This is a genomic window from Acidimicrobiales bacterium (assembly GCA_035294085.1).
Classification (GTDB): domain Bacteria; phylum Actinomycetota; class Acidimicrobiia; order Acidimicrobiales; family Bog-793; genus DATGLP01.
This window is the reverse complement of sequence record DATGLP010000020.1, coordinates 31,341-57,638: the sequence shown is the minus strand read 5'-3', so window position 1 is coordinate 57,638 and position 26,298 is coordinate 31,341. Positions and strand designations below refer to the sequence as shown.

Below are 26,298 nucleotides of genomic sequence, written 5' to 3'. Positions count from 1 at the left end.
TTGTGCCGCACGCACCGACGCTGTGCGCGCTCCACGCCGGGGAGACGGCCGGGCGTTAGCCTGCTGCCATGGCGAGCGGCGGCGCTCCCGAGGAGCTGCGCTTCGAGTTCGGCCTCGACGCGCGCGGCGAGGGGGCGGTACCCGACGAGCCGAGGCCGGTCGCACGGGCCGCGCCCACAGGGCGCCGCTCGCGCCGACCCCTGGACACGGCTGCGCAGCTTCGCCAGCGGATCGAGGGTCTCCGGGCGCAGGGGACGGCGCGAGCGGCCGTACCACCGGAGGACACCGCGGCCGCCTCCGATGCGGAGGCGGAGACCCTCAGCATCGCCGCCTTCTACGAGCGGGTGCGGCGCGCGATCGACCGGGAGTTCGCGGGGGAGGTCTGGGTGGCGGGGGAGATCCGCAACCTGCGCGAGCGTGGCGGGCATCGCTACCTCGAGCTCGCCGACCACGACTCGCCCGGCGGGCGTGCCTCCCAGCAGCTCGAGGTCGTCTGCTGGGCACGCGACTGGCCGCCGATCGCGGCGGCGCTCGCGGCGGCCGGCGTCGAGCTCGAGATCGGCCGGGTGGTACGCGTGCGAGGTCGGGTCTCCGTCCTGGACCGGTCCAGCAAGCTGAGCCTCACCCTCACGGCCCTCGACGTGGAGGCGCTCCTCGGCAGCATCGCCGCGGCGCGCCGGCGGCTGCTCGCCACGCTCGAGGCCGAGGGGCTCCTCGACGCGAACCGCCGACGCCCCCTCCCGCCCGTGCCGCTGCGCGTCGGGGTCGTCACGAGCCCCGGGAGCGAGGCGCACCGCGACTTCGTCGGCCAGCTGGAGCGCTCGGGCTTCGCCTTCGTCGTGCGCCTCGAGGGCTCGCTCGTGCAGGGGCCGGAGGCACCGGCCCAGCTCGCAGCGGCCCTCGGCCGCCTCGTCGCGTTCCAGCCGGACCTCGCCGTCGTCGTGCGCGGCGGCGGGGCGAGGGGCGACCTCGCCGCGTTCGACGACGAGGTCGTCGCGCGGGCGATCGCGACCGCGCCCTTCCCCGTGTGGACCGGCATCGGCCACACGGGCGACCGCTCGGTCGCCGACGAGGTCGCCCACCGCTCGTACATCACGCCGACCGCCTGCGGCGAGGCGGTGGTCGCCGCCGTGCGCGAGTACTGGGACGCCGTGCGCCAATGTGTCGGGGAGCTCTCCGGCCTGGCGCGCGCCCGCCTCGAGGCGGCCCGCCACGGCCTCGACGGGCAGGCGCGCACGCTGCGCAGCGGGGCGCGCCACCAGCTCGAGCTGCACCTCCACGAGCTCGTCGTGCGCGGCAGCCGTGTCGAGCGCGCCGCGGTCGTCGAGCTCGAGCGCGCCCGGCAGACGCTCGCGTCGCGCCGGCGGGCGCTCGTCGACGCGCTCGCCCGGCGCACGGCGGCCGAGGCCCAGGAGGTGGGCCGTCGTCGCCAGGTGCTGCGCGCGTACGACCCGCGTCGTCAGCTCGAGCGCGGCTGGTCGCTCACGCGAGACGAGGCGGGACGGATCGTTCGCTCCGTCGTCGGGCGCCGCCCCGGGGAGCGCCTGCGGGTGACCGTCAGCGACGGTAGCGTCGTGACGAGGGTGGAGGCGCTGCGCAGCGCCCAGGAGGAGCACCGGTTGGGCGCGCCAGCCGGGCACGCGAGGGGGTAGGGCGATCGACGAGGTCGCGCCGGGTGCAGGCGAGGTGCCGGTGAGCGAGCTGTCGTACCGGGACGCCGCGGCCGAGCTCGACGGCATCATCGGCGAGCTCGACAACGGCGTCGTGGACGTCGACGTGCTCGAGGTCCGCTTCCAGCGCGCCGTCGAGATCGTCGAGGAGCTGGATCGGCGCATCCGGGGCGCTCGGGCGCGCGTCGACGCGCTGCTGCCCCGCCTCGAGGGCATCGGGGGCGAGCAGGGGAGCGCCGATGCCACCTGAGCCAGCGGGAGCACCCGGCGCGTCCTTGGGAGGCGGGGCGGCCGTGGTCGAGCGGGCCGGCACGGTCCTCGTGGTCGGCTCGTCGCTCGCGGGACTGCGCGCCTGCGAGCAGCTGCGCGCGCTCGGCCACGCCGGCCGCATCGTCCTCGTCGGCGCGGAGGCCGGCCTCCCCTACGACCGCCCGCCGCTGTCCAAGCGCTTCCTCGCCGGACGGCTCGACGAGCCGGCGCTCGCGCTGTGCACGCGCGAGCACCTCGAGTCCCTCCAGCTCGACGCCCGCCTCGGCGTGCGGGCGAGCGCGCTCGACGTCGAGGGTCGTCGCTGCGAGCTCGAGGACGGCTCCGAGGTCGCCTTCGACGGGGTCGTCATCGCCACGGGGGCCACGCCGCGCACGCTGCCGGGGGCGCGCGACCTGAAGGGCGTCCACACCCTGCGGAGCCGGGGCGACGCGCTCGCCCTGCGCGACGCCCTCGGCGAGCCCAGCGTTCGCCTCGTCGTCGTCGGCGGCGGCTTCCTCGGCATGGAGGTGGCCGGGACGGCTCGCGAGCTCGGCTGCGAGGTGACGGTCGTGGAGCCGCTCGCCGAGCCGCTCGGGCGCGTGCTCGCCGCCGAGCTGGGCGCCGCGCTGCGGGCCCTGCACGAGCGCCGCGGTGTCGTGGTGCGCACCGGGGTCGGGGTGCGGGCGCTGGCGGGAGAGGGCCACGTGGAGGCGGTTGAGCTGACCGACGGCTCCCGCCTCCCAGCCGACGTCGTGCTCGTGGCGATCGGGGTCGTCCCCGAGGTCGACTGGCTCGCTGGCTCGGGGCTCCGCCTCGAGGACGGCGTCGTCTGCGACGCCGCCCTGCTCGCCGCTCCCGGGGTCGCGGCCGCGGGCGACGTCGCCCGGTGGCCGCACCCGGCCGCTCGCGGCCTCGTCCGCCTCGAGCACTGGACGAACGCGGCGGAGCAGGGCGCGCACGCGGCTGCGAGCCTCCTCGCCGAGGGCGCACCGCCGCCGTACGTCCCGGTCCCGTACTTCTGGTCGGACCACTTCGACACGAAGGTGCAGGCACTCGGCTTGCCGATGCCCGAGGACGACGTGGAGGTGATCGACGGCAGCCTCGCATCCGGGCGCTTCGTGGCCTGCTGCGTGCGTGCCGGACGCCTCAGCGGGGTCGTCGGCTTCGGCCGTCCCCGCCAGGTCACCGCCCTCCGGCCGCTGGTCGCGCGCGGCGCCCCGCTCGCCGAGGCCCGGAGCCTCCTCGTGCCGTGAGCGGGTGCGGCCCGCGCGCGGGCCACGGGCCGGGCGCGACGCCGGCGGCGCGCCGTCGCGTGCCCCGCTCGCAGCGGCGCGCGCTCGCGCCGTAGGCTGTGGGCGCGTCGTACCTCGCGCCGGCACCACCTGAGACCTCGCTCCTCGCGTGCGGGCCGCCGCCGTGCGCTCGCGCCCGTCGGCACGGTCCCGCCCCGCTCGCGCCGGGGCTCGAGCCGTGAGACGGCCCGACCTCACGACCCTGCCCGATCTCGTCCACGGTCGGTCGTGGGCCGGGCCAGTCCGAACCCGCCGACCCGTCTACGTCGACCTCCTGCCCCCCTGCAACGCGGCGTGCCCTGCCGGCGAGAACGTCCAGGCGTGGCTCGCCTCGATCGAGGCGGGCCGTCACGAGCAGGCCTGGCAGCTCCTCGTGGCCGACAACCCGTTCCCCGCGATCGAGGGGCGCGTCTGCTACCACCCCTGCGAAGACGCCTGCAACCGGGCGGAGCTCGACGAGGCGGTGTCGATCCACGCGCTCGAGCGCTTCCTCGGCGACCTCGCGCTGGAGCGTGGCTGGCCGCTGCCCGGGCCGCCGCCGCCCACGGGCAGGCGGGTGCTCGTCGTCGGTGCCGGTCCGAGCGGACTGTCCGCCGCCTACCACCTCGCCCGCCGGGGGCACGAGGTCGAGGTCCGCGACGCCGGCGCGCAGCCGGGCGGGATGATGCGCTACGGCATCCCCGCCTACCGGCTGCCACGCGACGTGCTCGACGCGGAGGTCGAGCGCCTCGGCGGCCTTCGCGTGCGCGTCGTGCGCGGCCACCGGGTCGAGGACCTCGAGGCCGAGCGGCGCGAGGGAGCGTTCGACGCCGTGTTCGTCGCGGTCGGCGCCCATCTGTCGAAGCGCGTCGACATCCCCGCGCGCGACGCCGGGCGCATTCTCGACGCGGTGTCGTTCCTCAGGGCCGTGGCCGAGGGCGAGCGGCCGGCGCTCGGCCGCCGCGTCGCGGTCTACGGCGGCGGCAACACGGCGATGGACGCGGCGCGCACAGCCAGGCGCCTCGGCGCCACCGATGCCCTCGTCATCTACCGGCGCACCCGGGCGCAGATGCCCGCCCACGCCGAGGAGGCGGCCGAGGCCGAGGCCGAGGGCGTCACGATCAACTGGCTGCGCACCATCAGCGCCTTCGAGGGCCACGAGCTCGTCGTGGAGGCGATGGAGCTCGACGACGCCGGCGTCCCGCACCCGACCGGACGCCTCGAGACCCTCCCCGCCGACAGCCTGATCCTCGCGCTCGGCCAGGAGAGCGACACCGCCTTCCTCCGCTCGGTCCCCGGGGTCGCTCTCGCGCCCGACGGCACCGTCGTCGTGTCCTCCTCGATGATGACCGGAGCGCCGGGCGTCTTCGCCGGCGGCGACATGGTGCCCGCCGAGCGGACGGTGGCGCCCACCGAGCCGACCCGCCGGGCGATCAACCTCGCCTGGCGCGAGCCGCTCGTCGCGTCGAGCCGCGAGCACGTCGCGTTCTTCGAGTCCCTGCCCGCCGTCGAGCGACCCCGGGTGGACTTCGCGACGGTGCGCGGCGCGCAGTTCCTCACGCCGCTGTTCGAGTTCTCCGGTGCCTGCGCCGGGTGCGGCGAGACCCCCTACCTCCGGCTCGTGTCCCAGCTCTTCGGCGACCGGGCCGTGATCGCCAACGCCACGGGCTGCTCGTCGATCTACGGCGGGAACCTCCCGACCACGCCCTGGACGACCGACGAGAACGGCCGGGGGCCGGCGTGGTCGAACTCGCTGTTCGAGGACAACGCCGAGTTCGGGCTCGGCCTGCGCCTCGCGGCGGACCACCACGCCGCCGTCGCGCGCCCGTCTCGTCGAGCTGCGCGACGCGCTCGGCGCCGAGCTCGTCGACGCCCTGCTCGGCGCGCCCCAGCGGAGCGAGTCCGAGCTCGCCGCCCAGCGGGCGCGCATCGCGACCCTGCGCCGGCGCCTCGCAACGCTCGACTCGCCCGCGGCCGACGACCTCGCGAGCGTCGCCGACCACCTGCTGCGGCGCAGCGTCTGGATCGTCGGCGGGGACGGCTGGGCCTACGACATCGGGGCTGGCGGCCTCGACCACGTGCTCGCGAGCGGCAGGGACGTGAACGTGCTGGTCCTCGATACCGAGGTGTACTCGAACACCGGCGGCCAGGCGTCGAAGGCCACGCCGCTCGGCGCCGTGGCGAAGTTCGCCGCGGCCGGCAAGACCGTCGAGAAGAAGGACCTCGCCCTGCAGGCGATCGCCTACGGCAGCGTCTACGTCGCCCGTGTCGCGATGGGCGCCGACCCCCAGCAGACGCTCACCGCGCTGCGCGAGGCCGAGGCCTACGACGGCCCGTCGCTCGTCATCGCCTACAGCCACTGCATCGCGCACGGCATCGACATGCGAGACGGCCTCGCCCAGCAGTACCGGGCGACGGCGAGCGGCTACTGGCCGCTCATCCGCTACGACCCCCTGCTGCGCAGCGCCGGGGCGAACCCCTTCCTCCTCGACTCGCCGCGGCCGAGGATCCCGCTCTCGGACTACACACGCCGCGAGCTGCGCTACTCGATGCTCGCCGGGACCGACCCGGCCGAGGCCGAGCGTCTCGGGTCCCTGGCGCAGGCGGCGGTGCTGCAGCGCTGGGCTGTCTACGAGGAGATGGCGACGCGTCCCGCGGGGAGGTTCCCCGCCGACGCCCGCAAGCAGCGGTGACGGACCTTCGCACGACCTACCTCGGCCTCGAGCTCGCGCACCCGCTCGTCGCCTCGCCGTCGCCGCTCTCGTACACCCTCGAGGGGATCCGCCGACTGGCCGACGCCGGGGTCAGTGCGATCGTGCTGCACTCGCTGTTCGAGGAGGAGGTCCGCGCGCAGAGCGATCGCCAGGCGCGCCTCGTCGAGGCGGGCAGCGAGAGCTTCGCCGAGTCGCTCACCTACTTCCCGGCGGTCCCCGGTGCCGACGCTGGTCCCCGCCAGTACCTGAGCCTGCTCGAGCGGGCCCGGGCGAGCATCCCGATCCCGGTGATCGGGTCGCTCAACGGCGTCACGACGGGGGGCTGGACCGCCGCCGCGCGCCAGCTGCAGGACGCGGGGGCGTCGGCGATCGAGCTCAACCTCTACTCGGCGCCGGTCGGCCCCGAGGTCACCGGACGCGCCGTCGAGGAGCGCCACGTCGAGGTCCTCGGCCTCGTCAAGGCCTCGGTCGGCGTGCCGGTGGCGGTGAAGATGAGCCCCTACTACAGCTCCGTCGGCGAGATGGCGCGCCGCTTCGTCGAGGCCGGGGCCGACGGGCTGGTGCTCTTCAACCGCTTCCTGCATCCCGACATCGACCCGGAGTCCTTCGCGCTGGTGCCTGGGATCGGGCTGTCCACGCCGGCGGAGGGACGCCTCGCGCGCACGTGGATCGCGCTGCTGCGCCGGCGACTGGACGTCGCGCTCGCCGCGACGACCGGTGTCGAAGGCCCCGAGGACCTCGCTCGCTACCTGCTCGCCGGGGCGGACGTCGTCATGAGCACGTCGGCCCTGCTGCGGCACGGCCTCGATCACGTGGCGGTCCTGCTCGAGGGCCTGCGCGCCTGGATGGCGCGCAAGGGCTTCGGCCGCCTCGAGCAGCTGCGCGGCCTGCTCGCCGCGCCGGCGGGCGTCGGCGACGCCGGCGCCCGTGCCGACTACGTCGCTGCGATGCAGGCCGCGAACGCGAGCACCACCGGACCGTGGTGACCTGCCGGCTGGCCCCGGCTGCTTGACGTCCGGCCCGGGCAGCGGGGCGATGGGGCCAATGCCCCTGGCGGGTCGGCGCGCGCCGGGCGAGCCTCGAGCGACGTGGAGCGCGCGCGACCGGTCGGCCCGGCCGACCCCGGGGGCGACTCGCAGGCGCCGGGCAGCGGGCCTGCGCTGCCGCAGGACGACGCGGTCTCCTGGCGCCACGTCGTCGCGGCGCTGCGCGTCCGCAGCTTTGCCTGGTACTGGGCGAGCCAGCTCCTCTCCGGCCTCGGCAGCTGGTCCCAGACGGTCGCCCAGGCGTGGCTCGTGCTCGAGCTCGCCCGCACGCCCTCGCGCGCTGGCGTGTGGCTCGGCACGGTCACCCTCCTGCAGTTCCTCCCGCTGCTCGCCTTCGCTCCGCTCGGTGGCGTCGTCGCCGACCGCCTCCCGCGCCGCCGGCTGCTCGTCGCGACCCAGAGCGCGTCTGCCGGGCAGGCCGTTGCGCTCGGCGCGCTGGTGGCCACCGGCGCGGTCCGGCTCTGGGAGGTCGGGGTGCTGGCGTTCGCGCTCGGCACGACGAACGCGCTCAACAACCCGGCCCAGCAGGCCTTCGTCCCGGAGCTCGTCGGGCGGCGCCTCGTCGCCGACGCCGTGGCGCTCAACAGCGTGCAGTTCAACTCGGCCCGCATGCTCGGCGGCGCGCTCGGCGGCGTGGCGGTCGCCGCGTGGGGCGTGCCCGGTGCGCTCTTCCTCAACGCGGCGAGCTTCCTTCCCGCCATCGCCGTGCTCGGCGTCATCCGCCCCGCCCACAGCCCGCCGCGGCGCGGCCGGCCGGCTGCGTCGATGCTCGCAGAGCTGCGCGACGGCTGGCGTTTTGCCTGCTCCTCGGGGCCGATCCGCCGGGTCGTGCTCGTCTTCGGCGCCGCCAGCCTCTTCGGGTTGAACTGGCAGGTGGTGATGCCGCTCGTCGCCCGCTTCCTCGTGCACCGCCAGGTGACCGGCTTCGGCGACCTCATGGCGGCGTTCGGTGCCGGCTCGCTCCTCGCGGCGCTGCTCCTCGCCCGTGACCGCCGGGCGAGCGAGCGCCGCCTCGTCGAGGGGGCGCTCGCGCTCGGGGCTGCGCTCGCGCTCGTCGGCCTGTCGCGCTCGTACCTCGCCAGCTTGCTCCTCGTCGCGGGCGGTGGCGTCGCGAGCATCGTCGTGACGATCACGGCGAACACGCGCCTGCAGCTGCTCGCACCCGACCACCTGCGCGGGCGCGTGATGGGCATCTACGTGCTCCTCATGGGTGGGACGACGCCGGTCGGGGGGTTCCTGCTCGGCGAGGTCGCCGGCCGCCTCGGCGTCCGGCCCGGCATCGTCGCCTTCGGCGTCGTGACGGCTGCGAGCGTCGCGGCCGCTGCGCTGGCGACGCGCCGACGCGCCGCTCGCGACTCCCGGGGCGAGGCGCCGCCCCCCGAGGGCCACCGGGGGGGCTGGCCCGAAGGGGGGAGCCCGGCGGCGTGCGCCGGAGCGGCCGACCTGGGCCCGGCGAGCCGGCCGCCCTCCCTGGCCCTCGGCTGCCCCGAGGGTGTGGCACGCCGGTGAGGTGCCGGAGCCGGCGTGCGAGCCCGCCGTCCTCGCTCGCGTGCTCGTCGCTCAGAAGTCGAGGGCCGAGAGGCTCGGGACGGTGCGCAGCGCCCTCGCCCGCGCGTCGAGCCAGCGCTCTCGATCGAGCCGGCGCCGCGGCTCGATCACGGCGCGCGGCGGGTTCAGCTGCGCCGTCTCCTCGAGCGCTCCCCAGGTGCCGACCGCCGTCCCGGCGAGGAAGGCCGCACCGAGCGTCGTCGCGTCGAGCGCGCCCGAGGCGAGGACCGGGCGCTGCAGGGCGTTCGCGAGGAGCTGGAGGAACGAGGCGTTGGCGCTCATGCCGCCGTCGACCCGCAGCTGCTCGACGCGCCGGCCGCCGTCGGCCTCGAGCGCCTCGAGCAGGTCGGCACCGCGCTGGGCGATGCCCTCGAGGACAGCGTGCACGAGCTCGGCGCGGCTCGTCGACGCGCTGAGCCCGATGAACGCCCCGCGCGCGCCGAAGTCCCACACCGGGCTGCCCATCCCGGCGAGCGCGGGGACGAAGATCACCCCGCCGGCGTCCCGCACGCTCGCGGCGAGCGAGTCGGACTCGGCGACGTCACCGAGCAGGCCGAGGCCGTCGCGCAGCCACGCGAGGCAGCTGCCCGCGGCGAGCATGATGGCCTCGAGCCCCCACGTCGTGCGCCCGGCGAGGCGCCAGGCGACGATCGGGAAGGTTCCGCCTGGTCCGCGGGTGGGAAAGGGCGGTCGTATGGTCCCGACCGTCGCGTCGAGCATGGCGCCGGTCCCGAAGGTGCCCTTCGCGCTGCCCGGCTCGAGGCAGCCCTGTCCGACGAGGGAGGCCTGCTGGTCGGCGACGAGCGCGGCGATGACCGGCGCGCCGGGCAGGGCGCTCGCCGGTGCCAGCAGGCCGGCCGAGTCGACGATCTCAGGGAGGACCTCGGGGGGGATCGCCAGCGCGTCGAGGACTCGCTCGTCCCACCCCGAGGCGTCCTCGAGCACGAGACCGGTGACCGCGGCGTTCGTCGCGTCGGTCACGTGCAGCTTGCCGCCCGTGAAGGTCCAGGCCATCCAGGTGTCGAGCGTCCCGAAGCACAGTGCGCGCCGGTCGGTTGCGTCGACCTGCTCGAGGAGGAGGGCGAGCTTGGTCGCCGACTGGTTCGGGGCGAGACGGATGCCCGAGGGGCGGAGGGCGAGGCAGCGGCCGACCGTGCGGAGGTCCTCCCAGCCGATCCCGGGGGCGACGGGCCGGCCGGTCGCACGCTCCCACACGACGGTGGAGGCCCGCTGGGTCGCGATGGCGAGCGCGTCGACCTTCCCGGCCGCGGCGATCGCGGCGCTCGCCACCTCGAGCGCGGAGCGGGCGAGGGCCGCGGCGTCGAGCTCGGCGACGCCGGGGGTCGGCCGGCTGACGGGGAAGGGTCGCTGCTCCTGGTGGCGCACGACACCGTCGTCGGCCACGATCGACGCGCGTACGCTGCTCGTGCCGACGTCGACGACGGCGATGCTCACCACGCCTCCCGCTGCCGCACGGTGCGCGAGCCTGCCACAGCGGGGCCTCGCGGCGGATGGGCCCGCCCGGCGGCGCCGGGAGCCTTTGGAAACAGACTAAGGTTGGAGCTAGTCGAACGACTGTTCCGAGTGAGGGATCCAGCGAGAGAAGGGAGAGCCGTGCCGCAGCTCAAGAACTCACGGACCGAGGCGAACCTGAAGGAGGCCTTCGCGGGCGAGAGCCAGGCGAACCGCCGCTACCTCTACTTCGCCCAGAAGGCCGACGTCGAGGGGTACCCCGACGTCGCTGCGCTGTTCCGCTCCGTGGCCGAGGGCGAGACCGGGCACGCCTTCGGGCACTTCGACTTCCTGCGCGAGGTCGGCGACCCGGTGACGGGGGAGCCGGTCGGCTCGACGGCGGACAACCTGCGTTCGGCCATCGCCGGCGAGACCTACGAGTACACGGAGATGTACCCGGGGTTCGCGCGGGTCGCCCGCGAGGAGGGGTTCGAGGAGATCGCGGAGTGGCTCGAGACGCTGGCGCGCGCCGAGAAGAGCCACGCCGGCCGCTTCCAGCAGGGGCTGAGCTCGATCGCCAGCTGAGCGCCACGCGGCGGCACCGCCCCGGCGGGCACCGGGGCGGTGCCGTGGCCTGGACGGGCTCCTCCGGGGAGGGGAGACGCCATGACGACGACCTACGACCCGACGCATCCGGCCTACCTCGCCGCGCCGGACCTGCGCGCCGAGATGACGCGGGTGTTCGACATCTGCCACGGCTGCCGCCTCTGCTTCAACCTCTGCCCGGCGTTCCCCTCGCTGTTCGAGATGATCGACGCCAAGGACGGCGCCGTGGGCGAGCTCACGGCCGCCGAGCAGGACCGCGTCGTCGACGAGTGCTACCAGTGCAAGCTCTGCTACCTGAAGTGCCCCTACGTGCCGCCCCACGAGTGGGCGCTCGACTTCCCCCGCCTCATGATGCGGGCGCGCGCCGTGCGGCACGCGACGCCGGGCCGCCCGCTCGCCGAGCGGCTCGCCGACCAGGTCCTGGCGCGCACCGACCTCGTCGGCCGTGTGTCGACGCTCGCCGCGCCGCTCGTCAACGCCGTCACCGGCACGCCGGGCACGCTCGCCCGCAAGGTGATGGAGGCGAGCGTCGGCGTGGCAGCCGGACGGGTGCTCCCCCCCTACGCGCGGGAGCGCTTCAGCACCTGGGTCCGCCGGCGGCCGAGCGCGCTCGAGTCGCCGAGGGCGGAGGTGAGCGTCTTCCCGACGTGCTTCATCGAGTACATGGAGCCGGCGATCGGCCGCGCGCTCGTCGGTGTCTACGAGCGCAACCGGGTCGCCTGCAGCCTGCCCGCGGGCGCCCGCTGCTGCGGCGCGCCGTGGCTGCACGGCGGGGACGTCGAGCGGTTCCGCCGCGCGGCGCGGCGGAACGTCGCCGTGCTGGCGAGGGAGGTGCGCGCCGGGCGCGACGTCATCGTCGCCCAGCCCACCTGCGCCTACGTCGTGAAGAAGGACTACCCGATCTACGCCCCGGGGACCGACGCGGACCTGGTCGCCGCGCACACCTTCGACCCGGCCGAGCACCTCGTCGCGCTCCATCGGCGCGAGGGGCTCGACACCGAGTTCACCGGCCCCACGCCGTCGGACGTCGCCTACCACCGCGCCTGCCACCTGCGGGCCGAGCAGCAAGGTGCGAGGGGCAAGGAGCTCCTCGAGCTGCTCGGGGCGAAGGTCTCCCTCATCGAGCGCTGCTCGGGGATCGACGGGACCTGGGGCTACCGGCGGGAGAACTACGAGCTGGCGCGCCGGGTGGCCCGGCCGCTCGCTCGTGCCGTCGAGGAATCGGGCGACGCCACCGTGTGCGGGGACTGCCATCTGGCGAACAGCGCGATCCGGGAGGAGACCGGCCGACGGCCGCTGCACCCGGTGCAGCTGCTGGCGCGCGCCTACGGCATCGAGGGGTCCGAGTGAGCGGTCCGCTCACCCTCGCCGACATCCTCGACCAGCGCGCCTACGAGCGCGAGCGCGAGGCCTTCCGCCGGTCGGTCATCGAGCTGAAGCGGCACCGGCGGGTGCCCATCGGGCCGCTCGTCACCGTCGTCTTCGAGAACCGCACGACGATCCGCTTCCAGGTCCAGGAGATGGCGCGGGCGGAGCGGATGACGAGCGACGAGCAGGTCCAGCACGAGCTCGACGTCTACAACCCGCTCATCCCCGGCATCGGCGAGCTCTCGGCGACGCTGTTCGTCGAGCTCACCTCCGAGGCGGAGCTGCGCGAGTGGCTCCCGAAGCTCGTCGGCATCGAGCGCGCCGTCCTGCTGCGCGTCGGGGAGGGCCCGTCGGCGACGGTCGTGCGCGCCGACGTCGACCCCTCGCACGCCGCGCAGCTCACCCGCGAGGAGACGACGGCGTCCGTGCACTACGTGCGACTGCGCCTCGACGCGCCGGCCCGCCGTCGCTTCGCCGCGGAGCCGGCAGTGCTCGCCATCGACCACCCCGCCTACCGGTACGAGACGGAGCTCGGCGCGGCGACGAAGGCGTCGATCCTCGACGACTGGCGCGCCTAGCAGGCACCGGGCTTTACAGCTGGTCGGGCGCGCAGCACAATGGAAGGCCACCCGCGGAGCACCCGCGCCCAGCCCGGCCCCACCTCTGGCGGGCCGGCGCTCGTCAGCTGACCGAGCCTAGCTGATGCGCCGCTCCGACGAACGAGAAAGCGACAGTTCCATGAAGGCCACCTGGCGACAGCGAGCAGCCTGCCGGGGCATCTCCCCCGACGTCTTCTACCCCTCCTGCGACGAGGAGGCGGCGGAGGCCAAGGCGATCTGCGCGCTCTGCCCGGTGCGCCAGCCGTGCCTCGAGTACGCGATCTCCGAGCGCGAGCGCGACGGCGTGTGGGGCGGCCTCACCGAGCGCGAGCGCCGCCGACTCATCCGCCAGCGCCGCAAGACCGCCTAGAGGCGCTGGCTCGAAGCCTCTAACCTCGTCACGATGACTGGCCCGCAGGGCGCTCGCCGAGCGCCGCGAGACGGCCTCGAGGCGCTCGGGGGCTGGCCTGCCGTGCTCTCCCGGCTCTTCGGCGGCGCCGACCTCGACGCGGACCTGGCGCGGGCCGCCCTCGGCTCGATCCTCTCCGGCGCGGCCGATCCGCTGCAGGCGGCTGCCCTCGTCGGGGCGCTGCGCGTCAAGGGCGAGACCGCCGACGAGCTGCGCGGCTTCGTCGCCGCGATGCGCGAGCACGGGGAGGAGGTCGACCTCGGCCCGGCGCGCTCGCAGGCCATCGACACCTGCGGCACCGGCGGCGACCGCGCCGGGACGATCAACGTCTCGACGATCGCCGCGCTCGTCGCGGCAGGTGCCGGGGTTCCGGTGCTGAAGCACGGCGGCCGGGCGTCCTCCTCGCGGGTCGGCTCCGCCGACGTCCTCGAGGCCCTCGGCGCCGTCGTCGACCTCGGCCCGGCGGGCGTTCGGGCCTGCCTCGAGGCGAGCGGGTTCGGCTTCTGCTGGGCGCCGCGCTTCCACCCGGCGATGCGCCACGTCGCCGCGCTGCGCCGCGCCCTCGCCGTACCGACGGTGTTCAACTTCCTCGGTCCGCTCGTCAACCCCGGTCGCGTCCTGCGCCAGGTCGTCGGCGTCGGGGACCCGGCCATGGCGGAGCGCATGCTCGACGTCCTCGAGGCGAACGGCGCCGTCCACGCCATCGTCTGCTACGGGCACGACGGCCTCGACGAGCTGTCGACGGTCGCCCCCTCGACCGTGCACGAGACGCGCGTCGACGCGTCCGGCCAGCGACGGCGCCGCGTGTTCACGCTCGACCCCGGCGCGCTCGGCTTCCGGCCGGCTCGGCGCGAGGAGCTCCAGGGAGGCGACGCCAGCGAGAACGCTGCCCGGCTGCGCGCCGTGCTCGCCGGCGAGCGCGGCGCCCAGCGGGACTTCTCCGTCCTGAACGCGGCGGCGGCGCTCGTCGTCGGGGACGCGGCGGGCGACCTCGCCGAGGCGGTCGAGCTCGCCGAGAAGGCGCTCGACTCCGGGCGCGCCCTCGAGGTGCTCGAGCGCTTCATCGCCGCGTCGAGGGCCGCGGCCGAGGCGCGCGGCTGAGCGCCGCCGTGCGAGGGCTGCGGGGGTCGGCGCCACGCCGGGAACGTGGTGCGCGCGAGGACGTCGGGCTGCGCGCTCGGTGACGGCGCCGGGGCAGGTGGCCGTGGCAGGCGTGCGGGTCCTCGCGGCCTCCAGGCGGCGGCGCTTCGCGCGCGCTCGTGGGGCTCACAGATTCCTCACACTTCGATGCGCCAACGCCAACACGTCGGGGCGAAGATCACGCTGAGAGCGGCGGGGCGCGGCCCCAGGAGGCAGGACGTGTCGAAGCGGAGGGCGATCGCCCGATTGCTCGCGGGCGGCCTCGCCGTCGCTGTCGCGCTCGCGCCGGCCGTCCGGGCCGCCGCTGCCCCCGCGCCCCTGCCGAGCCCCTTCGCGGACGACCAGCCGGCGCGCCTCGCGCCGACGCTCCCGGTGCCGGTGGTCGAGCAGTGGCTCGAGAACGCCCTCTCGCTGCGGCTCGCCCGCCTCGCCGACCTCCAGGCGATGGTCGGCGCGTCGAGGGTCCTGACGCCGACCGAGCGCGCCGAGCTGACGGGGATCCTCGACGGCGCCTCGGCGGGCATCGAGGCGCTCGCCGCGAAGGTGCCTGCGGACGCGACCCTCGCCAGCCTGCGCGCCGACGACGCGTCGATGGTGGTCGACTACCGCGTCTTCGCCGTCGTCTCCCCCCAGGTGACCGGCGTGCTCGGCGCCGCAGCGCTCCAGGCTCGCGTCACGGCGATCGCGGCGGTCGAGCCGGGCATCGCTGCGGCCATCGCCGCCGCGCGCGAGCCGCGCCGGCTGGCGCTGGAGGCCCAGGCCACCGATCGTGAGCTCGCGGCACGCGTCGCCACGGCGCGCAGCGAGCTCGTGGGCCAGCCAGCCGCCCTGCTCGGCCTCGACCCGGCGAGCTACCCGGGCTCGCGCGCGGTCCTCGCGGCCGCCGCGGCCGCCAGCGCGCGCGCCCGCGCCGATCTCGCCGCGGCGCACAGCGACCTGCAGCGGCTCACGCGCCTGCTCGCGACCGGTCCGCAGCTGCGCGGGCCGCGGCGGCACCGCCACCACCCGCTCGCCTGAGCGCGAGCTGCTCGCGGCGCGCCTCGCGGCGGCGACGCGCGGCGAGGCGCGCCAGGCCGACGAGCGACTCGGCGGTCCGCCGCCACACCGCGCTGCGCGGCGGGCGGCGCTCGACGACGGAGGCGGGCACCTCGGCGACGGGCAGGCCGGCCGCCTCGGCGCGCAGGACGAGCTCGACGTCGAAGAGGCTGCCGCGCATCGTGCAGCGCTCGAGGAGGGTCCCGAGCTCGGCGCGCCGGACCGCCTTCATCCCGTGGGCGTCGCTCGCCCGCAGCCCGAGGCCGTAGCGCAGCGCAGCGCTGAAGCACGCGGTGAGGAGCCGGCGCGCCAGCGGGCGGCGGTCGCGCGCGCCGGGCGCGCGCTTGGAGGCGAGGACGAGCGCGGCGCCGCCCTCGTCGAGGAGGCGCCTCGCCGTGTCGAGGAAGGCGAGGTCGTAGTAGTCGACGTCGAAGCTGACGACGACGTCGCCGCGCGCTGCCTCGAGCCCCGTCTTGAGCGCTGCCCCGTAGTCGCCGACCGGGCGCGTGAGCACGCGCACGCTGTCCAGCTGCGCCTCGAGGAGGCGCGCCAGGCGCAGCGTCCCGTCGCTCGAGCCGTTCTCCACGACGATGATCTCGTAGGACAGGCGGCGCGCCTCGAGCCCGGTCACGAGGTTCGTGACCGTCGAGCCGAGGAGCGCAACCTCGTTGTGCGCCGGGAGGACGACCGAGAGCTCGAGCGGGCTCCCGGCGGGCGGCGCGCTCACGCCGGTTCGTGCCCGTCGCCTGCCGGCCGACGACGGCGGCGCCGGGGCCCGGCGGCGTCCGCGCGCCACAGCAGCGCGAGGCCTGCGATCCCGAGCGCGCTCGCCCCTCTGGCGACCCAGTCGATACCGGTCGTCCCGTAGGTGAGCAGGACGTGGTGGGCCCGGGGCACGACGACCATGAGGTTGGGCGTCACCGGGTACGGTCCGTCCGCGCCGCGCGCCTGCCAGTTGGGGAAGTACGGCACGCGCACGAGCACCGGCTCGCCGAGCCGTGACACGTCGAAGGACAGCTCGTCGGTCCCTCGGCGGACGTGCGAGACGGCCGTCGGGGCGACCCGGCGGGCGGCGCCCGGCGCGACGAGCGAGGTGCGCCCGGCACGCGGCCAGGAGGGCGCGCCCTGCCTGGCGAGCACGACGGGCCAGTCCGCCTCCGACTGGTACCAGCGGATCGCGAGCGACAGCCAGGTGGCGTTGCTCATCGGCGGCTCCACGACCGGGTCGTAGCGCAGCGGGACGACGAGTCTCGAGCCGGCGATGCGGTAGACGATCCAGCGGCCGGCGGGCGGCGTCGGCGAGCCGGGCGGGACGTCCACGGCGAGCGGGCCCGCGGGGGTCGAGCCGACGGCGCGCAGCACCGGGTCGGCCGCCGCCGCGGCCTCGACGCTCGGCGAGTTGGCGAGGAAGTAGCGCACGCCCATGAGCTGGAGGTGGCGGACGCCGTCGGCGACGTTGGTCGGCTGGTAGGGGAGGCCGACGACCGGGTCGGATGAGCCGAGCGAGAGCTCGGACTGGTCGAGGAAGTGGAAGTCGGTGGTCGTCGAGGACTCGTAGTAGAGGCCCTCGGTCGTGTCGATGCAGCCGTTCGTCCACATCGGCAGCGACATCGGCGCGAGCGTCGAGCCGTAGTAGTTCGTCAGGTTCGGCGAGTACTCGTAGTCGAGCAGGCCGCACCCGTAGCGTCTCGCGACCGCGCGCAGCATCGCCACGAGGTTCGACAGCTCGTGCCACCCGGGCTTGGACTGGTAGCCGGTGTAGTTCCACGCCACCCAGCCGGCGGTGAAGTTCCGCTCGCCCACCGGCCAGTCGGCGAACGGCAGGGCGCCGAGCCAGGAGGCCACGAGGAGGACGACCGAGGCGCCGAGGACGACGGGCGTGGCCGTGGAATGCGCCGGCGCGGCGCGAAGCGCCGTGAGCGCGGCGCGCGCGAGCTCGGCTGCGCCGTAGGCGGCGACGAGGGCGCAGGTGAGGAACCAGAACGGGAGCCAGCGCCCGTTGTAGACGGTGCCGGACGGGAGGAGCTCGAAGGCCCCGGCCGCGCCGAGCGCGCCGAGGACGAGGGCGAGGACGACGCGCTCGCGTCGCAACGCCGCGCAGACGGCGCCGACGAGCGCGAGGGCGACGAGCGCGAGCATCCCGGTGCGCGGGAAGAGGGTGCCGAAGAAGTCCCCGACGCGCACGAAGTTCATCGACGACGAGTAGCCCTCTCGGAGGTAGACGCCGAAGGGCAGCAGCCAGAAGGCGACGAGGAGGCCGCCGACGGCGCCGGTCGAGACGAGCACGGCCGCGGCTCGCGCTCGCCAGGCGGCGGCGGCGAGGACGACGGCGAGCGCGGCGGCGAAGAGGGCGGGGACCAGGTGGCACAGCACGGTCGCGGCGAAGGCGAGCGCGGCGAGCCAGCGGCCCCTCCCGGTGCGCAGGGCGCGTTGGAACAGCCCGAGGAAGACGAGCGCGAAGCTGAGCGCCAGGCTGAAGGAGAACTCCCCCGCCATCGTCGAGGCGATGTTGCCGCCGTCGATCGTGTAGGAGGTGTTGAACAGGTACGGGACCATCGCCACGCTCATGAGCGCGGGGACGGGGCGCTCGAGCCCCGCGAGGCGGCCGAAGGCGTAGGCGGCGCCGGGCAGGGTGACCGAGCCGAGGACGGTGACGAGCTTGAAGGCGACGGCGTAGGGGAAGGCCACCGTCAGCAGGCCGACGAGCACGGCCGGGAGGGGGAAGTAGAAGACGTAGAGGGGGAAGCCGCCGTCCCACTGCGGGTCCCAGCCGGAGAGGTGCCCGCTCGGCAGGAGGTGGTGGAGGAAGTAGTAGACGGCGACGACGTGCGCGGCGTTGTCGCCGCCGACGTCGAGGTTCGGGCCGAACAGGAGGTCGGGGCGCAGCTCGGCGACCACGAAGGCGGTGATCCCGGCGACGACGAGGGCGGTCGCGACGCCGGCGCGAGGCGACGGGCGAGCGGTGGTGCCGGGCCCGCCCGCCTCGCCCTCGGGCGCCGAGCCCGCCGCGGGCACGCCGTCGAGCTGCGCGGCGGGGACGGCGTGCACGCGCCGATCCTACCGACGCCCCCGTCGCAGGCCACGGCGCCAACCTCGGCTCGAGCCGCTCGGTGCTAGCCTGGCACAGCCGCGGGCCGTTGGCGCAGTCCGGTAGCGCACTTGCATGACGCGCAAGGGGTCAGAGGTTCGAGTCCTCTACGGCCCACCGCTGGTGCCGGGCCGCGCCGCCGGCGGGCCCAGACGGGAGATCACTGCGATGCCGATGCGGTTGCGCCGCATGCTCAAGGCGAAGGTGCACCGGGTCACCGTCACCGACGCGAACCTGCACTACACGGGCTCGCTGACGCTCGACGCGGCGCTCATCGCCGCAGCCGACTGCTACGAGTTCGAGGAAGTCGACGTCGTGAACGTCAACAACGGCGAGCGCTTCTCCACCTACCTGATCGCGGGCGGACCGGGCGAGTGCTGCCTGAACGGGGCGGCGGCGCGCCTCGGGGCACCGGGCGACCTCCTCATCGTCATGGCCTTCGATCTCGTCGACGAGGAGAGCGCGGCCTCGCTGAAGCCACGCATCGTCCACGTCGACGCGGCCAACCGGCCCTGCTGACGACAGGTCGGGCGGCGCGCCGCCCGCCGGGGGCGATGCCCCGCCCCGCCGGAACGACCTCGCTAGGGCGTCACGACGAAGTGGCCGGGCTCGTTGTAGATGGTGTCGGGCAGGATCTCCACCCAGGTGCGCCCCGGTGCCAGCCCGACGCCGTCGCCGCTCCCGACGTCGCTGAACGCGGTGGGCGAGCTCAGGTTGGCGCGACGCCAGATGACGGGGATGATCTTGCCGTCGCGCATGATGTAGCCGGGCCCCTTCCCGACGGTGACGCTCTCCACGTCACCGGTGCCGCCCGGGCTCTCGATGTAGGGGCCGTAGGTGTAGTGGACGATCTCGACGACGACGTTCGTCGCGGCGACCGGCTGGTTCGTGAGGGCGTCGACGTCCTGGACGCCGCCGTAGGTGTGGAGCCACTCGCCCGTCGCGGGGTCCCACTTCCACACGACGTCGGTCCCCGCCGAGAAGTCGATGGAGACCGAGCTGGCGGGCTTCGCGTCGGCGGGCAGGCTCGTGTCGTAGCGGAAGATGGGGGCGGGGGCGGCGTGCGACGGGAAGAACCGCCAGATGGCGTCGGTGCTCGTGTAGGTCGCGTCCGGCGCCGTCCGGTTCGGGTCGTTGTGGAACAGGTTGTAGTGGACGAACTCGTTGGCGTTGTCGATCCAGGGCATCGACGCCACGGCCTGCTGGTTCGGCTGGACGCCGCCGACGTACGCGAGCGCGACGTGCCGGAACTCGGCGAGGATGTGCCAGTCGACCCAGCGGACGGAGCGGACGGGCCCGACGTCGGACGCCGAGTTGCACTGGTAGATGGCGATGTAGCGCATGATGAAGCCCTCCGCCGGCGTGTCGTAGACGACGTCCGCCTCGTTGAGGCCGCTCTGCGGACGGGCGCCGCCGGGCTCGTTGCCGATCTTCACTGCGATCGGCTCGCGCTGGGGCACGTGGCCGCCGGGGGCCGGCAGGTCGGTGAGCGGGCAGCGGTTTGCGGGGATCGCCGGCTGGGTAGACGGCTTCGTCGGGGTGATGGCGCTCGTGCTCGAGCCTCCCCTCGACAGCGCGAGGAAGAGGGCGACGGCGAGGACGACGAGCACGACGGCGCCGATCACGGCGAGGCGCACGCGCGCGTTCTTCGTGCTGGAGCTACGGCGGTGGGATGGCACGTGCGCACCGTAGTAGCTCGGCGCGCCGAGGTGGTGGCAAGCGGCGGCTGTCAGGTGCGGGCTCAGCGGCGCGCCGACGCCTCGAGGAGGACCCGGCGCAGGATGCCCGCGATCTCGGCGAAGTGCTCCTCGCCGCACACGAGCGGGGGTGCGAGCTGGATCACCGGGTCGCCGCGGTCGTCGGCACGGCAGATCAGCCCCTCCTCGTACAGCCGCGGCGAGAGGAAGCCGCGCAGCAGCCGCTCCGCCTCTGCGGCGTCGAAGCTGGCGCGCGTCGCCCGGTCCTTCACGAGCTCGATCCCGAAGAAGTAGCCGTCGCCGCGCACGTCCCCGACGATCGGCAGGTCCGACAGCGACTCGAGGGCGCTCCGGAGCGTCCCCTCGTTGCGGCGGACGCGCTCGAGGAGCCCCTCGTCCTCGAGGATGTCGAGGTTGGCGAGCGCGACCGCGCACGACACCGGGTGGCCGGCGAAGGTGAAGCCGTGGAGGAAGGTCTCGCTCCCGTCGAGGAAGGGCGCGACGAGGCCGTCGCGGACGATGAGCGCTCCGAGCGGCGCGTAGCCGCTGGTGAGGCCCTTGGCCACGGTGACCATGTCCGGCCGGATGCCGTAGCGCTGCGAGCCGAACCAGTGGCCGAGACGCCCGAAGGCGCAGATCACCTCGTCCGCGACGAGGAGAACGCCGTAGCGGTCGCAGATCTCCCGTACCCGGGCGAAGTAGCCGGGGGGAGGCGGGAGGCACCCGCCGGCGTTCTGCACCGGCTCGAGGAAGACGGCGGCCACCGTCTCGGGCCCCTCGCGCAGGATCGCCCGCTCGATCTCGTCAGCCGCCCACCTGCCGAAGGCCACGAGGTCGTCCGCGTGCTCGGGCGCCCGGTAGAAGTTGGTGTTCGGCACCCGCACCGTCGCGGGGACGAGCGGCTCGAAGGGCTGGCGCAGGGCCGGCACCCCGGTGATCGAGAGCGCGCCCATCGTCGTGCCGTGGTAGGCGACGTCGCGGCTCACCGCCTTCACGCGCGCCGGCTGGCCGATTGCCTTGAAGTACTGGCGCGCGAGCTTCCAGGCTGACTCGACGGACTCGGAGCCGCCCGAGGTGAAGAACACGCGACGGAGGCCGTCCGGCGCGAGGTCGGCGAGCCGCTCGGCGAGCTCGGCGGCGCGGGGGTGGGCGTAGCTCCACAGCGGGAAGTAGGCGAGCTCGCCCATCTGGCGGCGAGCCGCCTCCCCGAGCTCGACGCGGCCGTGCCCGACCTGCACGGTGAAGAGGCCCGAGAGGCCGTCGAGGTAGCGCTTCCCGGCCGCGTCGTAGACGTAGGGCCCCTCGCCCCTCGTGATGAGGGGGACCGGCTGGCTCGTGTACGAGGAGAGCCGCGTGAAGTGGAGCCACAGGTGGCGACGGACCGCCGCCTCGAGGTCCTCGCCACGAGCGCCGGCGGTCACTGCTCGCGTCGCTCGTCGCCGCCGGCGTCGGTCGCTCCGGCGCCATGAGGGGCGCTGCCGAGAATCGGTCGCCCCGCACCGCTCGGCGCGCGGGCCGCGCAGCGCCGCGCCGGCCGGGCGCCACGGCCGGCCCGAGTGCGAACCCACGAGGGGGATCGGCTCGCCGCTGCGGCCCGGCTCGCACCGGAATCGGCCGCAGCGAGGGGCGAGCCCGCGCCCGGGTCCACCTCGACGAGGACGGGCGGTCCCTCGAGGACCGGCGCGCGCTGACCGGCCGGCGCGGTCGCGACGCGCGGCCTGCGCTCGCTCGCTGTGTGGAAGGGCGCGACTCGCATGGCTGTCTCACCCCGTCCTCGCTGCCGGTGCCGACGCAGCCACCCTATCGGGGCTCCGGCCCTCACCGGCAGATCCGCTTCGGCGCGAGGGCGTGGTAGAGGGCGCGGGTCTCCGCCGACGGCTCGCTGCCGTCGAGGGCCTCGAGGGCCCGCTGGAGCCCCTCGAACGCCGCCTCGACGCCCGCGCGATCGCCTTCGAGGTCGCAGATGGCCATGAGGTCGCGCGCGAGCATCTCGGATGCCGGCTCGATGAGGCGGCCTCTGGCGACTGCCCAGCGAGCGAGCGGGAGCTCGCCTGCCGCCGTGGCGAGGGTCGCGAGGTGGTGGGCGGCGTCGACGATCTCCTCGCCCATCCTCGCCGCGTGCCCCTCGGCGACGAACCAGGGGAAGCCGTCGCGCGCTCGTGCGAGCGGCGGCCCCTCGACGAGCGCGAGCGCCTGCCGCAGGTGGTCGAGGGCCGGTCCGGACTCCGCTGCGCGCGCGGCCCACGCCAGGCCGACGAAGCGCCACCAGTCGCAGCCGACCGCCGGCGAGAGTCGCAGCTCGCCGTCCACCTCCTCGAGGCCACGAGCGCCGTCACGGTCCAGGCCGAGTGCCAGCGCCGCCGCGCCGGTGACGGCGTCCAGGCGGCGGCGTGCCTCGGCGTGGGGCTGGCCCGAGAACAGGACCCGTGCCAGCTCGTCCGCAGGCGCTCGTCCGCCGCGCAGTGCCAGGCAGGCGAGAGCCTCGAGGGCGCGCTCGACGTAGCGGTCCGCGATCGGCCCGACGGGACCGGCCAGGCGCGGCCGAGGTCCGAGGACCTCGATGGCGATGGCCGCGTCGCCGCCCGGGGCGGGCACCGGCCTCGCCAGGGGTGGGGACACGGGCGCGGGCCGCGTCCGCGCCGCGGCGAGCAGGCTGTCGGCGAGCGCGGCCTGGCGCTCGTTCGCCGCGGGGTGTCGCAGGCGGAGGCCGTAGGGCTCGAGGACGGCCGTGCCCTGCTCGACGACGAGGTGCTCGGTCCCGAGGGCGCCAGGCGCGATGACCCCCGCGACGCGCGCCGCGGCGGCGAGCAGCTCCTCGGCCGGTGCCGTCCGCTCGTCGGCGACGAGCACGAGCGGCTCCCGGCGCCAGCTGCGCGTGAGTCGCTCGGCGAGGCTCCTGCGGGCTGCTGCGCCGAGCGTCGCGAGCGCCGGCGCCGACGACTCGGCCAGCTGGTGGCACAGCTCGTCGGCAGGAGGCGGGCTCGCCCCGAGCAGCTCGACCGAGAGCTCCTCCGCCCACGGCAGCGTGCGCAGCGCGACCGACAGCGCCCGCAGCGCGGCGGCCACCTCGTCGGGTGCGCCGACCACGCCGAGGCGCCGCCCGGGCCCGAGCGCGAGGAGGTAGGCGGCCTCGCCGTCGTCGCCGAGCGGGACGAGCCACGGCACGTAGCGGCCGAGCCCGCGGCTCAGCTCCGTCGACTCGCGCGGGCCGAGGGACGGCTCGAGCGCCCACCAGCGACCGCCGCTGCGCGCGACGAACGGCTCCGGCGGAGGGCCGACGTCGGAGGCGAGGAGGAGCTCGACGCCGTCGGGCCCGGCCCGCACGAGCCGCACCTCGGGCAGCGCGGCGCCAGGGCCGCGCGCACGGAGGGCGCCCCACAGCAGGCGGTTGGCGGCGTCGATCCACTCGAGCAGGAGGCTCTGCGCGAGCGGCGCGATCAGGCTCGCCGCCTCGCCGGCTGCAGGCTCGGCCCGGCGCCGTCGCTCGCCTGGCGAGCGCAGGCTCTCGCCGACGCGCTCGAGCAGGCGGAGCCGCCGTGCCAGCGCAGCGGTCGTGACGATGCCGAGGCCGAGCAGCGACAGCTCGGCGAGCAGGTGGCCTTCGTGCGCGCGTGGGGCGTCGGCGGCCTCGGACGGCGAGCCGACGGGGGCGGCTCGGGCGCGTCCCGCGGGCAGCGCGAGGCGCCACCCCGGTCGGAGGAGGTTCGGGTCGACGACCCAGGCGCCGTCCGCCTGGCGGGCGCCGAGGTTGGACGCGGCGAGCAGCGGCCAGGCGCGCGCGTCGCCGAGGACGGTGGCGGCGAGGCCGGCGAGGCTCTGGTTGGCGGCGACGGTCGCGAGGCGAGGCTGCTCGAGGCGCTGCGCGGCGACGGCCGCGGGCCTGCGCCAGGCTCCCGGCGCGCCGTGCCGGGCGAGGGAGGAGCCCGCGGTCGCGAGGACGAGGAGGCCGGCGACGGCCGCCGCCCAGCGCGCCGACCACGTCGTCGCCGCGGCCACCTCTCGGCGCCGGAGGGCCGCGACGAGGTCGCGTCCGAGGCGCTGGGCCGCGAACGCCCACGCGCTCGCGACCACGACGAGCACGACGCGAGTCCAGAGCGCGAGCAGGTGCGGCACGCCGACCGCGCCAGGTGCGCGGCCGGGGACGGCGGCGAGAAGCCAGAGCCGCCAGAGGGCGGTTGGGACACCGACGAGCACGAGGAGGCTCTTGCCGAGCGCGCTCACGCCGGCGACGAGCGGGCGGGCTCGGCTCACGAGCTGCTCGCGGGGGCGGAGTAGGCGACGAAGGCGTCGTAGGTGGCCGGGAGCCGGCTCGAACCGGCGAAGGCGACGGTGAGCGAGCACGGCGCGCTGGCGTCGACCACCGCGACGGCGAGCTCGCCGCGCCCGGTGCGCGTCGCGCTCGCGAGGCCGCAGCGCAGCGTGAGCGCAAGTGGCCGCGGTCCGCCCCCGGGGACCCACGCGAGGACCTGGCCGTTCGTCGCAGCCAGCGGGTAGGTCGTGGCGACGTCCGCCGGGTAGCGCAGCTGACCGTGCAGCTGCATCGTGCGGCGCTCGCCGGTGCCGCGGCGATCGGGCGGACCGGCCGACGTCGGCTGCGCCGGCACGCTGGGCGGGGGGACCACCGCGGGCGTCGCGGCGCGCTCGCGCCGCGGGGGGCCCGACCGGTACGTGGGTCGGTCGGCGCCCGGGCGCCGTCGCGGGGGGTGTGGCACCGGCCGGAGGCGTCGTGGCGCCGGCCTCCTCGCGGGCAGGCGGGCCGCGCCTGCGGAGCGGGCCGGCGGCTCGGCGCGCACCGCCGCGAGGCGCGTCGAGAAGGCGAGAGCCGCCGCCACGGCGAGGCCGAGCGCGAGCCACGCGACCGCGTCACGGCGGGGGGAGGTGTGGCGGGCGCGGTGCGCGCCCCTCGCCGCGCGCCGCGGCGATCTCGCTCCGGCGGGTCGCCGACGCACGCAGCGATGCTGGCCGCGTACGTTCCCGTCGGACCTCCCGCCCTGCTGCCCGATCGGGCAGCGCCCCGGCCGGGAACAAGCCCGTCGAGCGAGGCGTTACCGGGGACATGCCCGCCATCTCCGTGGAGGACCGACTCGCGCTGCCTCGCGTCGTCGTCGCGGATCGCGCGGCCGCCCGGCCTCGGCCGGTGCACTCGGTCACCACGGCGCCGCACGCGCTCGAGGGGGACGGCTTCCCGGTGCGGCGTGCGTTCGCCGGTGTCCCGCTGGCGCAGCTCGACCCCTTCGTCCACCTCGACCAGATGGGCGAGGTGGACTACGCGCCCGGCGAGCCGAAGGGCACGCCCTGGCACCCCCATCGCGGCTTCGAGACGGTGACCTACATCATCGACGGGGCCTTCCAGCACCGGGACTCGAACGGGGGCGGGGGCCTCATCGCCGACGGCGACACCCAGTGGATGACGGCCGGCGCGGGGATCCTGCACATCGAGACGCCCCCGGACGCGCTCGTGGCCTCGGGCGGCCTGTTCCACGGGATCCAGCTGTGGGTCAACCTCCCGGCGGCGAAGAAGTGGGTGCACCCTCGCTACCAGGACATCCGAGGGAGCCGGTCGGCGCTGCTCACCTCGCCGGACGGGGGCGCGCTCGTCCGACTGATCGCCGGAGAGCTGGCGGGGCTCGTGGGGCCAGGCAGGACGTACACGCCGATCACCCTCGTGCACGCGACCGTCGAGCCGGGCGCCCGCCTCGAGCTGCCCTGGCCGGCGCGCCACAACGCACTCGTCTACGCGCTCTCGGGGTCCGGCAGGGTGGGGGACGAGGCCCGCCCGCTCGAGGCAGGCCAGCTCGCCGTGCTGGGCGCGGGCGACCTCGTCGTGGTGGGCGCACCGGCGAGCAGGCGCGGGCGGCCCCTCGAGGCCCTCGTGCTCGGCGGCGAGCCGATCCGGGAGCCCGTCGCCTGGTACGGGCCGTTCGTGATGAACAGCGAACGCGAGCTGCGGGAGGCGTTCGAGGACTACCGCCGGGGCCGTCTCGGCACGGTCCCGGCCGAGACGGTCGAGCCCTGAGCGCCGCCGTTGCGGCTGGCAGCGCACGCCGGGCAGAGCCCGTGGAAGACGATGTCCATGCCCGTGACGAGGAAGCCGTGGCGGTCTTCGGGCGCGAGCTCGACGTGGTCGCTGCGCACGGAGAAGACGTCGCGCAGCGTTCCGCACGAGGTGCACACGAGGTGGTGGTGGGGGAGGCGGGCGTTCGGGTCGTAGCGCTTCGGGCCGTTCCCGGTGGCGACCTCCAGGACCTCTCCCATCGTGACGAGCTCGTTCAAGGTGTTGTACACCGTCGCGAGGCTGATCTCTGGCACGCGCTTCTGCGCGGCGTCGTGGACCGCCTCGGCGGTCAGGTGCACGTGCACCCCGTCGAGCACCTCGGCGACGGCCCGCCGTTGAGGGGTCACCCGC

Annotated in this window: 23 protein-coding genes and 1 tRNA gene; 15 read left to right on the top strand and 9 right to left on the bottom strand. The window is 75.6% G+C overall.

The window, feature by feature from the left end:
- Window positions 1-68: 68 nt before the first annotated feature.
- From xseA to VKV23_07055, 3 genes are read left to right on the top strand one after another with little or no spacing between them, the layout of a single operon-like run.
- Window positions 69-1,652, top strand: coding sequence for an exodeoxyribonuclease VII large subunit (gene xseA / locus VKV23_07065; protein HLI15794.1), 1,584 nt, complete (start codon window positions 69-71; stop codon window positions 1,650-1,652).
- Window positions 1,653-1,692: 40 nt separating this feature from the next.
- The gene (locus VKV23_07060; protein ID HLI15793.1) at window positions 1,693-1,920 is read left to right on the top strand and encodes an exodeoxyribonuclease VII small subunit; all 228 of its coding nucleotides are present in this window, start codon (window positions 1,693-1,695) and stop codon (window positions 1,918-1,920) included.
- Between the two features lie 43 nt (window positions 1,921-1,963).
- Window positions 1,964-3,172 carry an FAD-dependent oxidoreductase gene (locus VKV23_07055; GenBank protein HLI15792.1) on the top strand — a complete coding sequence of 403 codons (1,209 nt, stop codon included), beginning with the start codon at window positions 1,964-1,966 and terminating at the stop codon, window positions 3,170-3,172.
- 1,065 nt (window positions 3,173-4,237) lie between these two features.
- Here the strand turns inward: VKV23_07055 and VKV23_07050 are convergent.
- The gene (locus VKV23_07050; protein HLI15791.1) at window positions 4,238-4,750 is read right to left on the bottom strand and encodes a hypothetical protein; all 513 of its coding nucleotides are present in this window, start codon (window positions 4,748-4,750) and stop codon (window positions 4,238-4,240) included.
- A gap of 278 nt (window positions 4,751-5,028) precedes the next feature.
- Between VKV23_07050 and VKV23_07045 the strand changes: the two genes are divergently transcribed.
- The 3 genes from VKV23_07045 (at window position 5,029) to VKV23_07035 (ending at window position 8,459) form a co-directional block, all read left to right on the top strand.
- On the top strand, window positions 5,029-5,883 hold the full coding sequence (locus tag VKV23_07045; GenBank protein ID HLI15790.1) for a thiamine pyrophosphate-dependent enzyme: 855 nt from the start codon (window positions 5,029-5,031) through the stop codon (window positions 5,881-5,883).
- Complete coding sequence (locus VKV23_07040) at window positions 5,880-6,890, top strand: dihydroorotate dehydrogenase-like protein (protein ID HLI15789.1); 1,011 nt, start codon at window positions 5,880-5,882, stop codon at window positions 6,888-6,890. The genes VKV23_07045 and VKV23_07040 overlap by 4 nt, the downstream gene beginning before the upstream one ends.
- Window positions 6,891-6,992: 102 nt before the next feature.
- Window positions 6,993-8,459 carry an MFS transporter gene (locus VKV23_07035; protein HLI15788.1) on the top strand — a complete coding sequence of 489 codons (1,467 nt, stop codon included), beginning with the start codon at window positions 6,993-6,995 and terminating at the stop codon, window positions 8,457-8,459.
- Window positions 8,460-8,510: 51 nt separating this feature from the next.
- Here VKV23_07035 and VKV23_07030 read toward each other — a convergent pair whose 3' ends face one another.
- Entirely contained in the window at window positions 8,511-9,953 is a 1,443-nt protein-coding gene (locus tag VKV23_07030) for an FGGY-family carbohydrate kinase (GenBank protein ID HLI15787.1), read from the bottom strand.
- 159 nt (window positions 9,954-10,112) lie between these two features.
- Here VKV23_07030 and VKV23_07025 point away from each other — a divergent pair, with 159 nt between their 5' ends.
- The 6 genes from VKV23_07025 (at window position 10,113) to VKV23_07000 (ending at window position 15,089) form a co-directional block, all read left to right on the top strand.
- Entirely contained in the window at window positions 10,113-10,535 is a 423-nt protein-coding gene (locus VKV23_07025; GenBank protein HLI15786.1) for a rubrerythrin family protein, read from the top strand.
- Between the two features lie 81 nt (window positions 10,536-10,616).
- The gene (locus VKV23_07020) at window positions 10,617-11,906 is read left to right on the top strand and encodes a heterodisulfide reductase-related iron-sulfur binding cluster (protein HLI15785.1); all 1,290 of its coding nucleotides are present in this window, start codon (window positions 10,617-10,619) and stop codon (window positions 11,904-11,906) included.
- Complete coding sequence (locus VKV23_07015; protein ID HLI15784.1) at window positions 11,903-12,502, top strand: DUF3501 family protein; 600 nt, start codon at window positions 11,903-11,905, stop codon at window positions 12,500-12,502. Before VKV23_07020 ends, VKV23_07015 begins: the two co-directional genes overlap by 4 nt.
- A gap of 160 nt (window positions 12,503-12,662) precedes the next feature.
- Window positions 12,663-12,893, top strand: a complete 231-nt coding sequence (locus tag VKV23_07010; protein HLI15783.1) for a WhiB family transcriptional regulator — start codon at window positions 12,663-12,665, stop codon at window positions 12,891-12,893.
- Window positions 12,894-12,926: 33 nt separating this feature from the next.
- The gene (gene trpD / locus VKV23_07005; GenBank protein ID HLI15782.1) at window positions 12,927-14,033 is read left to right on the top strand and encodes an anthranilate phosphoribosyltransferase; all 1,107 of its coding nucleotides are present in this window, start codon (window positions 12,927-12,929) and stop codon (window positions 14,031-14,033) included.
- Between the two features lie 258 nt (window positions 14,034-14,291).
- On the top strand, window positions 14,292-15,089 hold the full coding sequence (locus tag VKV23_07000; protein ID HLI15781.1) for a hypothetical protein: 798 nt from the start codon (window positions 14,292-14,294) through the stop codon (window positions 15,087-15,089).
- Here the strand turns inward: VKV23_07000 and VKV23_06995 are convergent.
- Both VKV23_06995 and VKV23_06990 read right to left on the bottom strand, forming a co-directional pair.
- Window positions 15,019-15,834 (bottom strand): glycosyltransferase family 2 protein, encoded by an 816-nt coding sequence (locus VKV23_06995; GenBank protein HLI15780.1) that lies wholly within the window; start codon window positions 15,832-15,834, stop codon window positions 15,019-15,021. The two genes, VKV23_07000 and VKV23_06995, sit on opposite strands and share 71 nt — an antisense overlap.
- Window positions 15,831-18,155: a hypothetical protein gene (locus VKV23_06990; protein HLI15779.1), complete on the bottom strand. Its 2,325-nt coding sequence runs from the start codon at window positions 18,153-18,155 to the stop codon at window positions 15,831-15,833. Before VKV23_06990 ends, VKV23_06995 begins: the two co-directional genes overlap by 4 nt.
- Before the next feature lie 83 nt (window positions 18,156-18,238).
- Here VKV23_06990 and VKV23_06985 point away from each other — a divergent pair.
- Together VKV23_06985 and panD are read left to right on the top strand one after the other, a co-directional pair.
- A tRNA-Val gene (locus VKV23_06985) sits at window positions 18,239-18,312 on the top strand.
- A 51-nt stretch (window positions 18,313-18,363) separates the two neighbouring features.
- Window positions 18,364-18,714 carry an aspartate 1-decarboxylase gene (panD, locus tag VKV23_06980; protein ID HLI15778.1) on the top strand — a complete coding sequence of 117 codons (351 nt, stop codon included), beginning with the start codon at window positions 18,364-18,366 and terminating at the stop codon, window positions 18,712-18,714.
- A 62-nt stretch (window positions 18,715-18,776) separates the two neighbouring features.
- Here panD and VKV23_06975 read toward each other — a convergent pair whose 3' ends face one another.
- The 4 genes from VKV23_06975 to VKV23_06960 form a co-directional block, all read right to left on the bottom strand.
- On the bottom strand, window positions 18,777-19,874 hold the full coding sequence (locus VKV23_06975) for a DUF3048 domain-containing protein (GenBank protein HLI15777.1): 1,098 nt from the start codon (window positions 19,872-19,874) through the stop codon (window positions 18,777-18,779).
- Between the two features lie 62 nt (window positions 19,875-19,936).
- Window positions 19,937-21,313, bottom strand: coding sequence for an aspartate aminotransferase family protein (locus VKV23_06970; protein ID HLI15776.1), 1,377 nt, complete (start codon window positions 21,311-21,313; stop codon window positions 19,937-19,939).
- A 397-nt stretch (window positions 21,314-21,710) separates the two neighbouring features.
- Complete coding sequence (locus tag VKV23_06965; GenBank protein ID HLI15775.1) at window positions 21,711-24,143, bottom strand: bacterial transcriptional activator domain-containing protein; 2,433 nt, start codon at window positions 24,141-24,143, stop codon at window positions 21,711-21,713.
- Entirely contained in the window at window positions 24,140-24,433 is a 294-nt protein-coding gene (locus VKV23_06960) for a hypothetical protein (protein HLI15774.1), read from the bottom strand. The genes VKV23_06965 and VKV23_06960 overlap by 4 nt, the downstream gene beginning before the upstream one ends.
- A 515-nt stretch (window positions 24,434-24,948) precedes the next feature.
- Here VKV23_06960 and VKV23_06955 point away from each other — a divergent pair.
- The gene (locus VKV23_06955; GenBank protein ID HLI15773.1) at window positions 24,949-25,908 is read left to right on the top strand and encodes a pirin family protein; all 960 of its coding nucleotides are present in this window, start codon (window positions 24,949-24,951) and stop codon (window positions 25,906-25,908) included.
- Here the strand turns inward: VKV23_06955 and VKV23_06950 are convergent.
- Window positions 25,857-26,294: a transcriptional repressor gene (locus VKV23_06950; GenBank protein HLI15772.1), complete on the bottom strand. Its 438-nt coding sequence runs from the start codon at window positions 26,292-26,294 to the stop codon at window positions 25,857-25,859. The genes VKV23_06955 and VKV23_06950 overlap by 52 nt on opposite strands.
- Between the last annotated feature and the right edge of the window lie 4 nt (window positions 26,295-26,298).

What these genes read in the sequence shown, in the direction of transcription:
- VKV23_07020 (HLI15785.1), top strand. Translation starts at nt 10,617, where the DNA reads ATGACGACGACCTACGACCCGACGCATCCGGCCTACCTCGCCGCGCCG.
- panD (HLI15778.1), top strand. Translation starts at nt 18,364, where the DNA reads ATGCCGATGCGGTTGCGCCGCATGCTCAAGGCGAAGGTGCACCGGGTC.
- VKV23_06955 (HLI15773.1), top strand. Translation starts at nt 24,949, where the DNA reads ATGCCCGCCATCTCCGTGGAGGACCGACTCGCGCTGCCTCGCGTCGTC.
- xseA (HLI15794.1), top strand. Translation starts at nt 69, where the DNA reads ATGGCGAGCGGCGGCGCTCCCGAGGAGCTGCGCTTCGAGTTCGGCCTC.
- VKV23_07010 (HLI15783.1), top strand. Translation starts at nt 12,663, where the DNA reads ATGAAGGCCACCTGGCGACAGCGAGCAGCCTGCCGGGGCATCTCCCCC.
- trpD (HLI15782.1), top strand. Translation starts at nt 12,927, where the DNA reads ATGACTGGCCCGCAGGGCGCTCGCCGAGCGCCGCGAGACGGCCTCGAG.
- VKV23_06960 (HLI15774.1), bottom strand. Translation starts at nt 24,433, where the DNA reads ATGCAGCTGCACGGTCAGCTGCGCTACCCGGCGGACGTCGCCACGACC.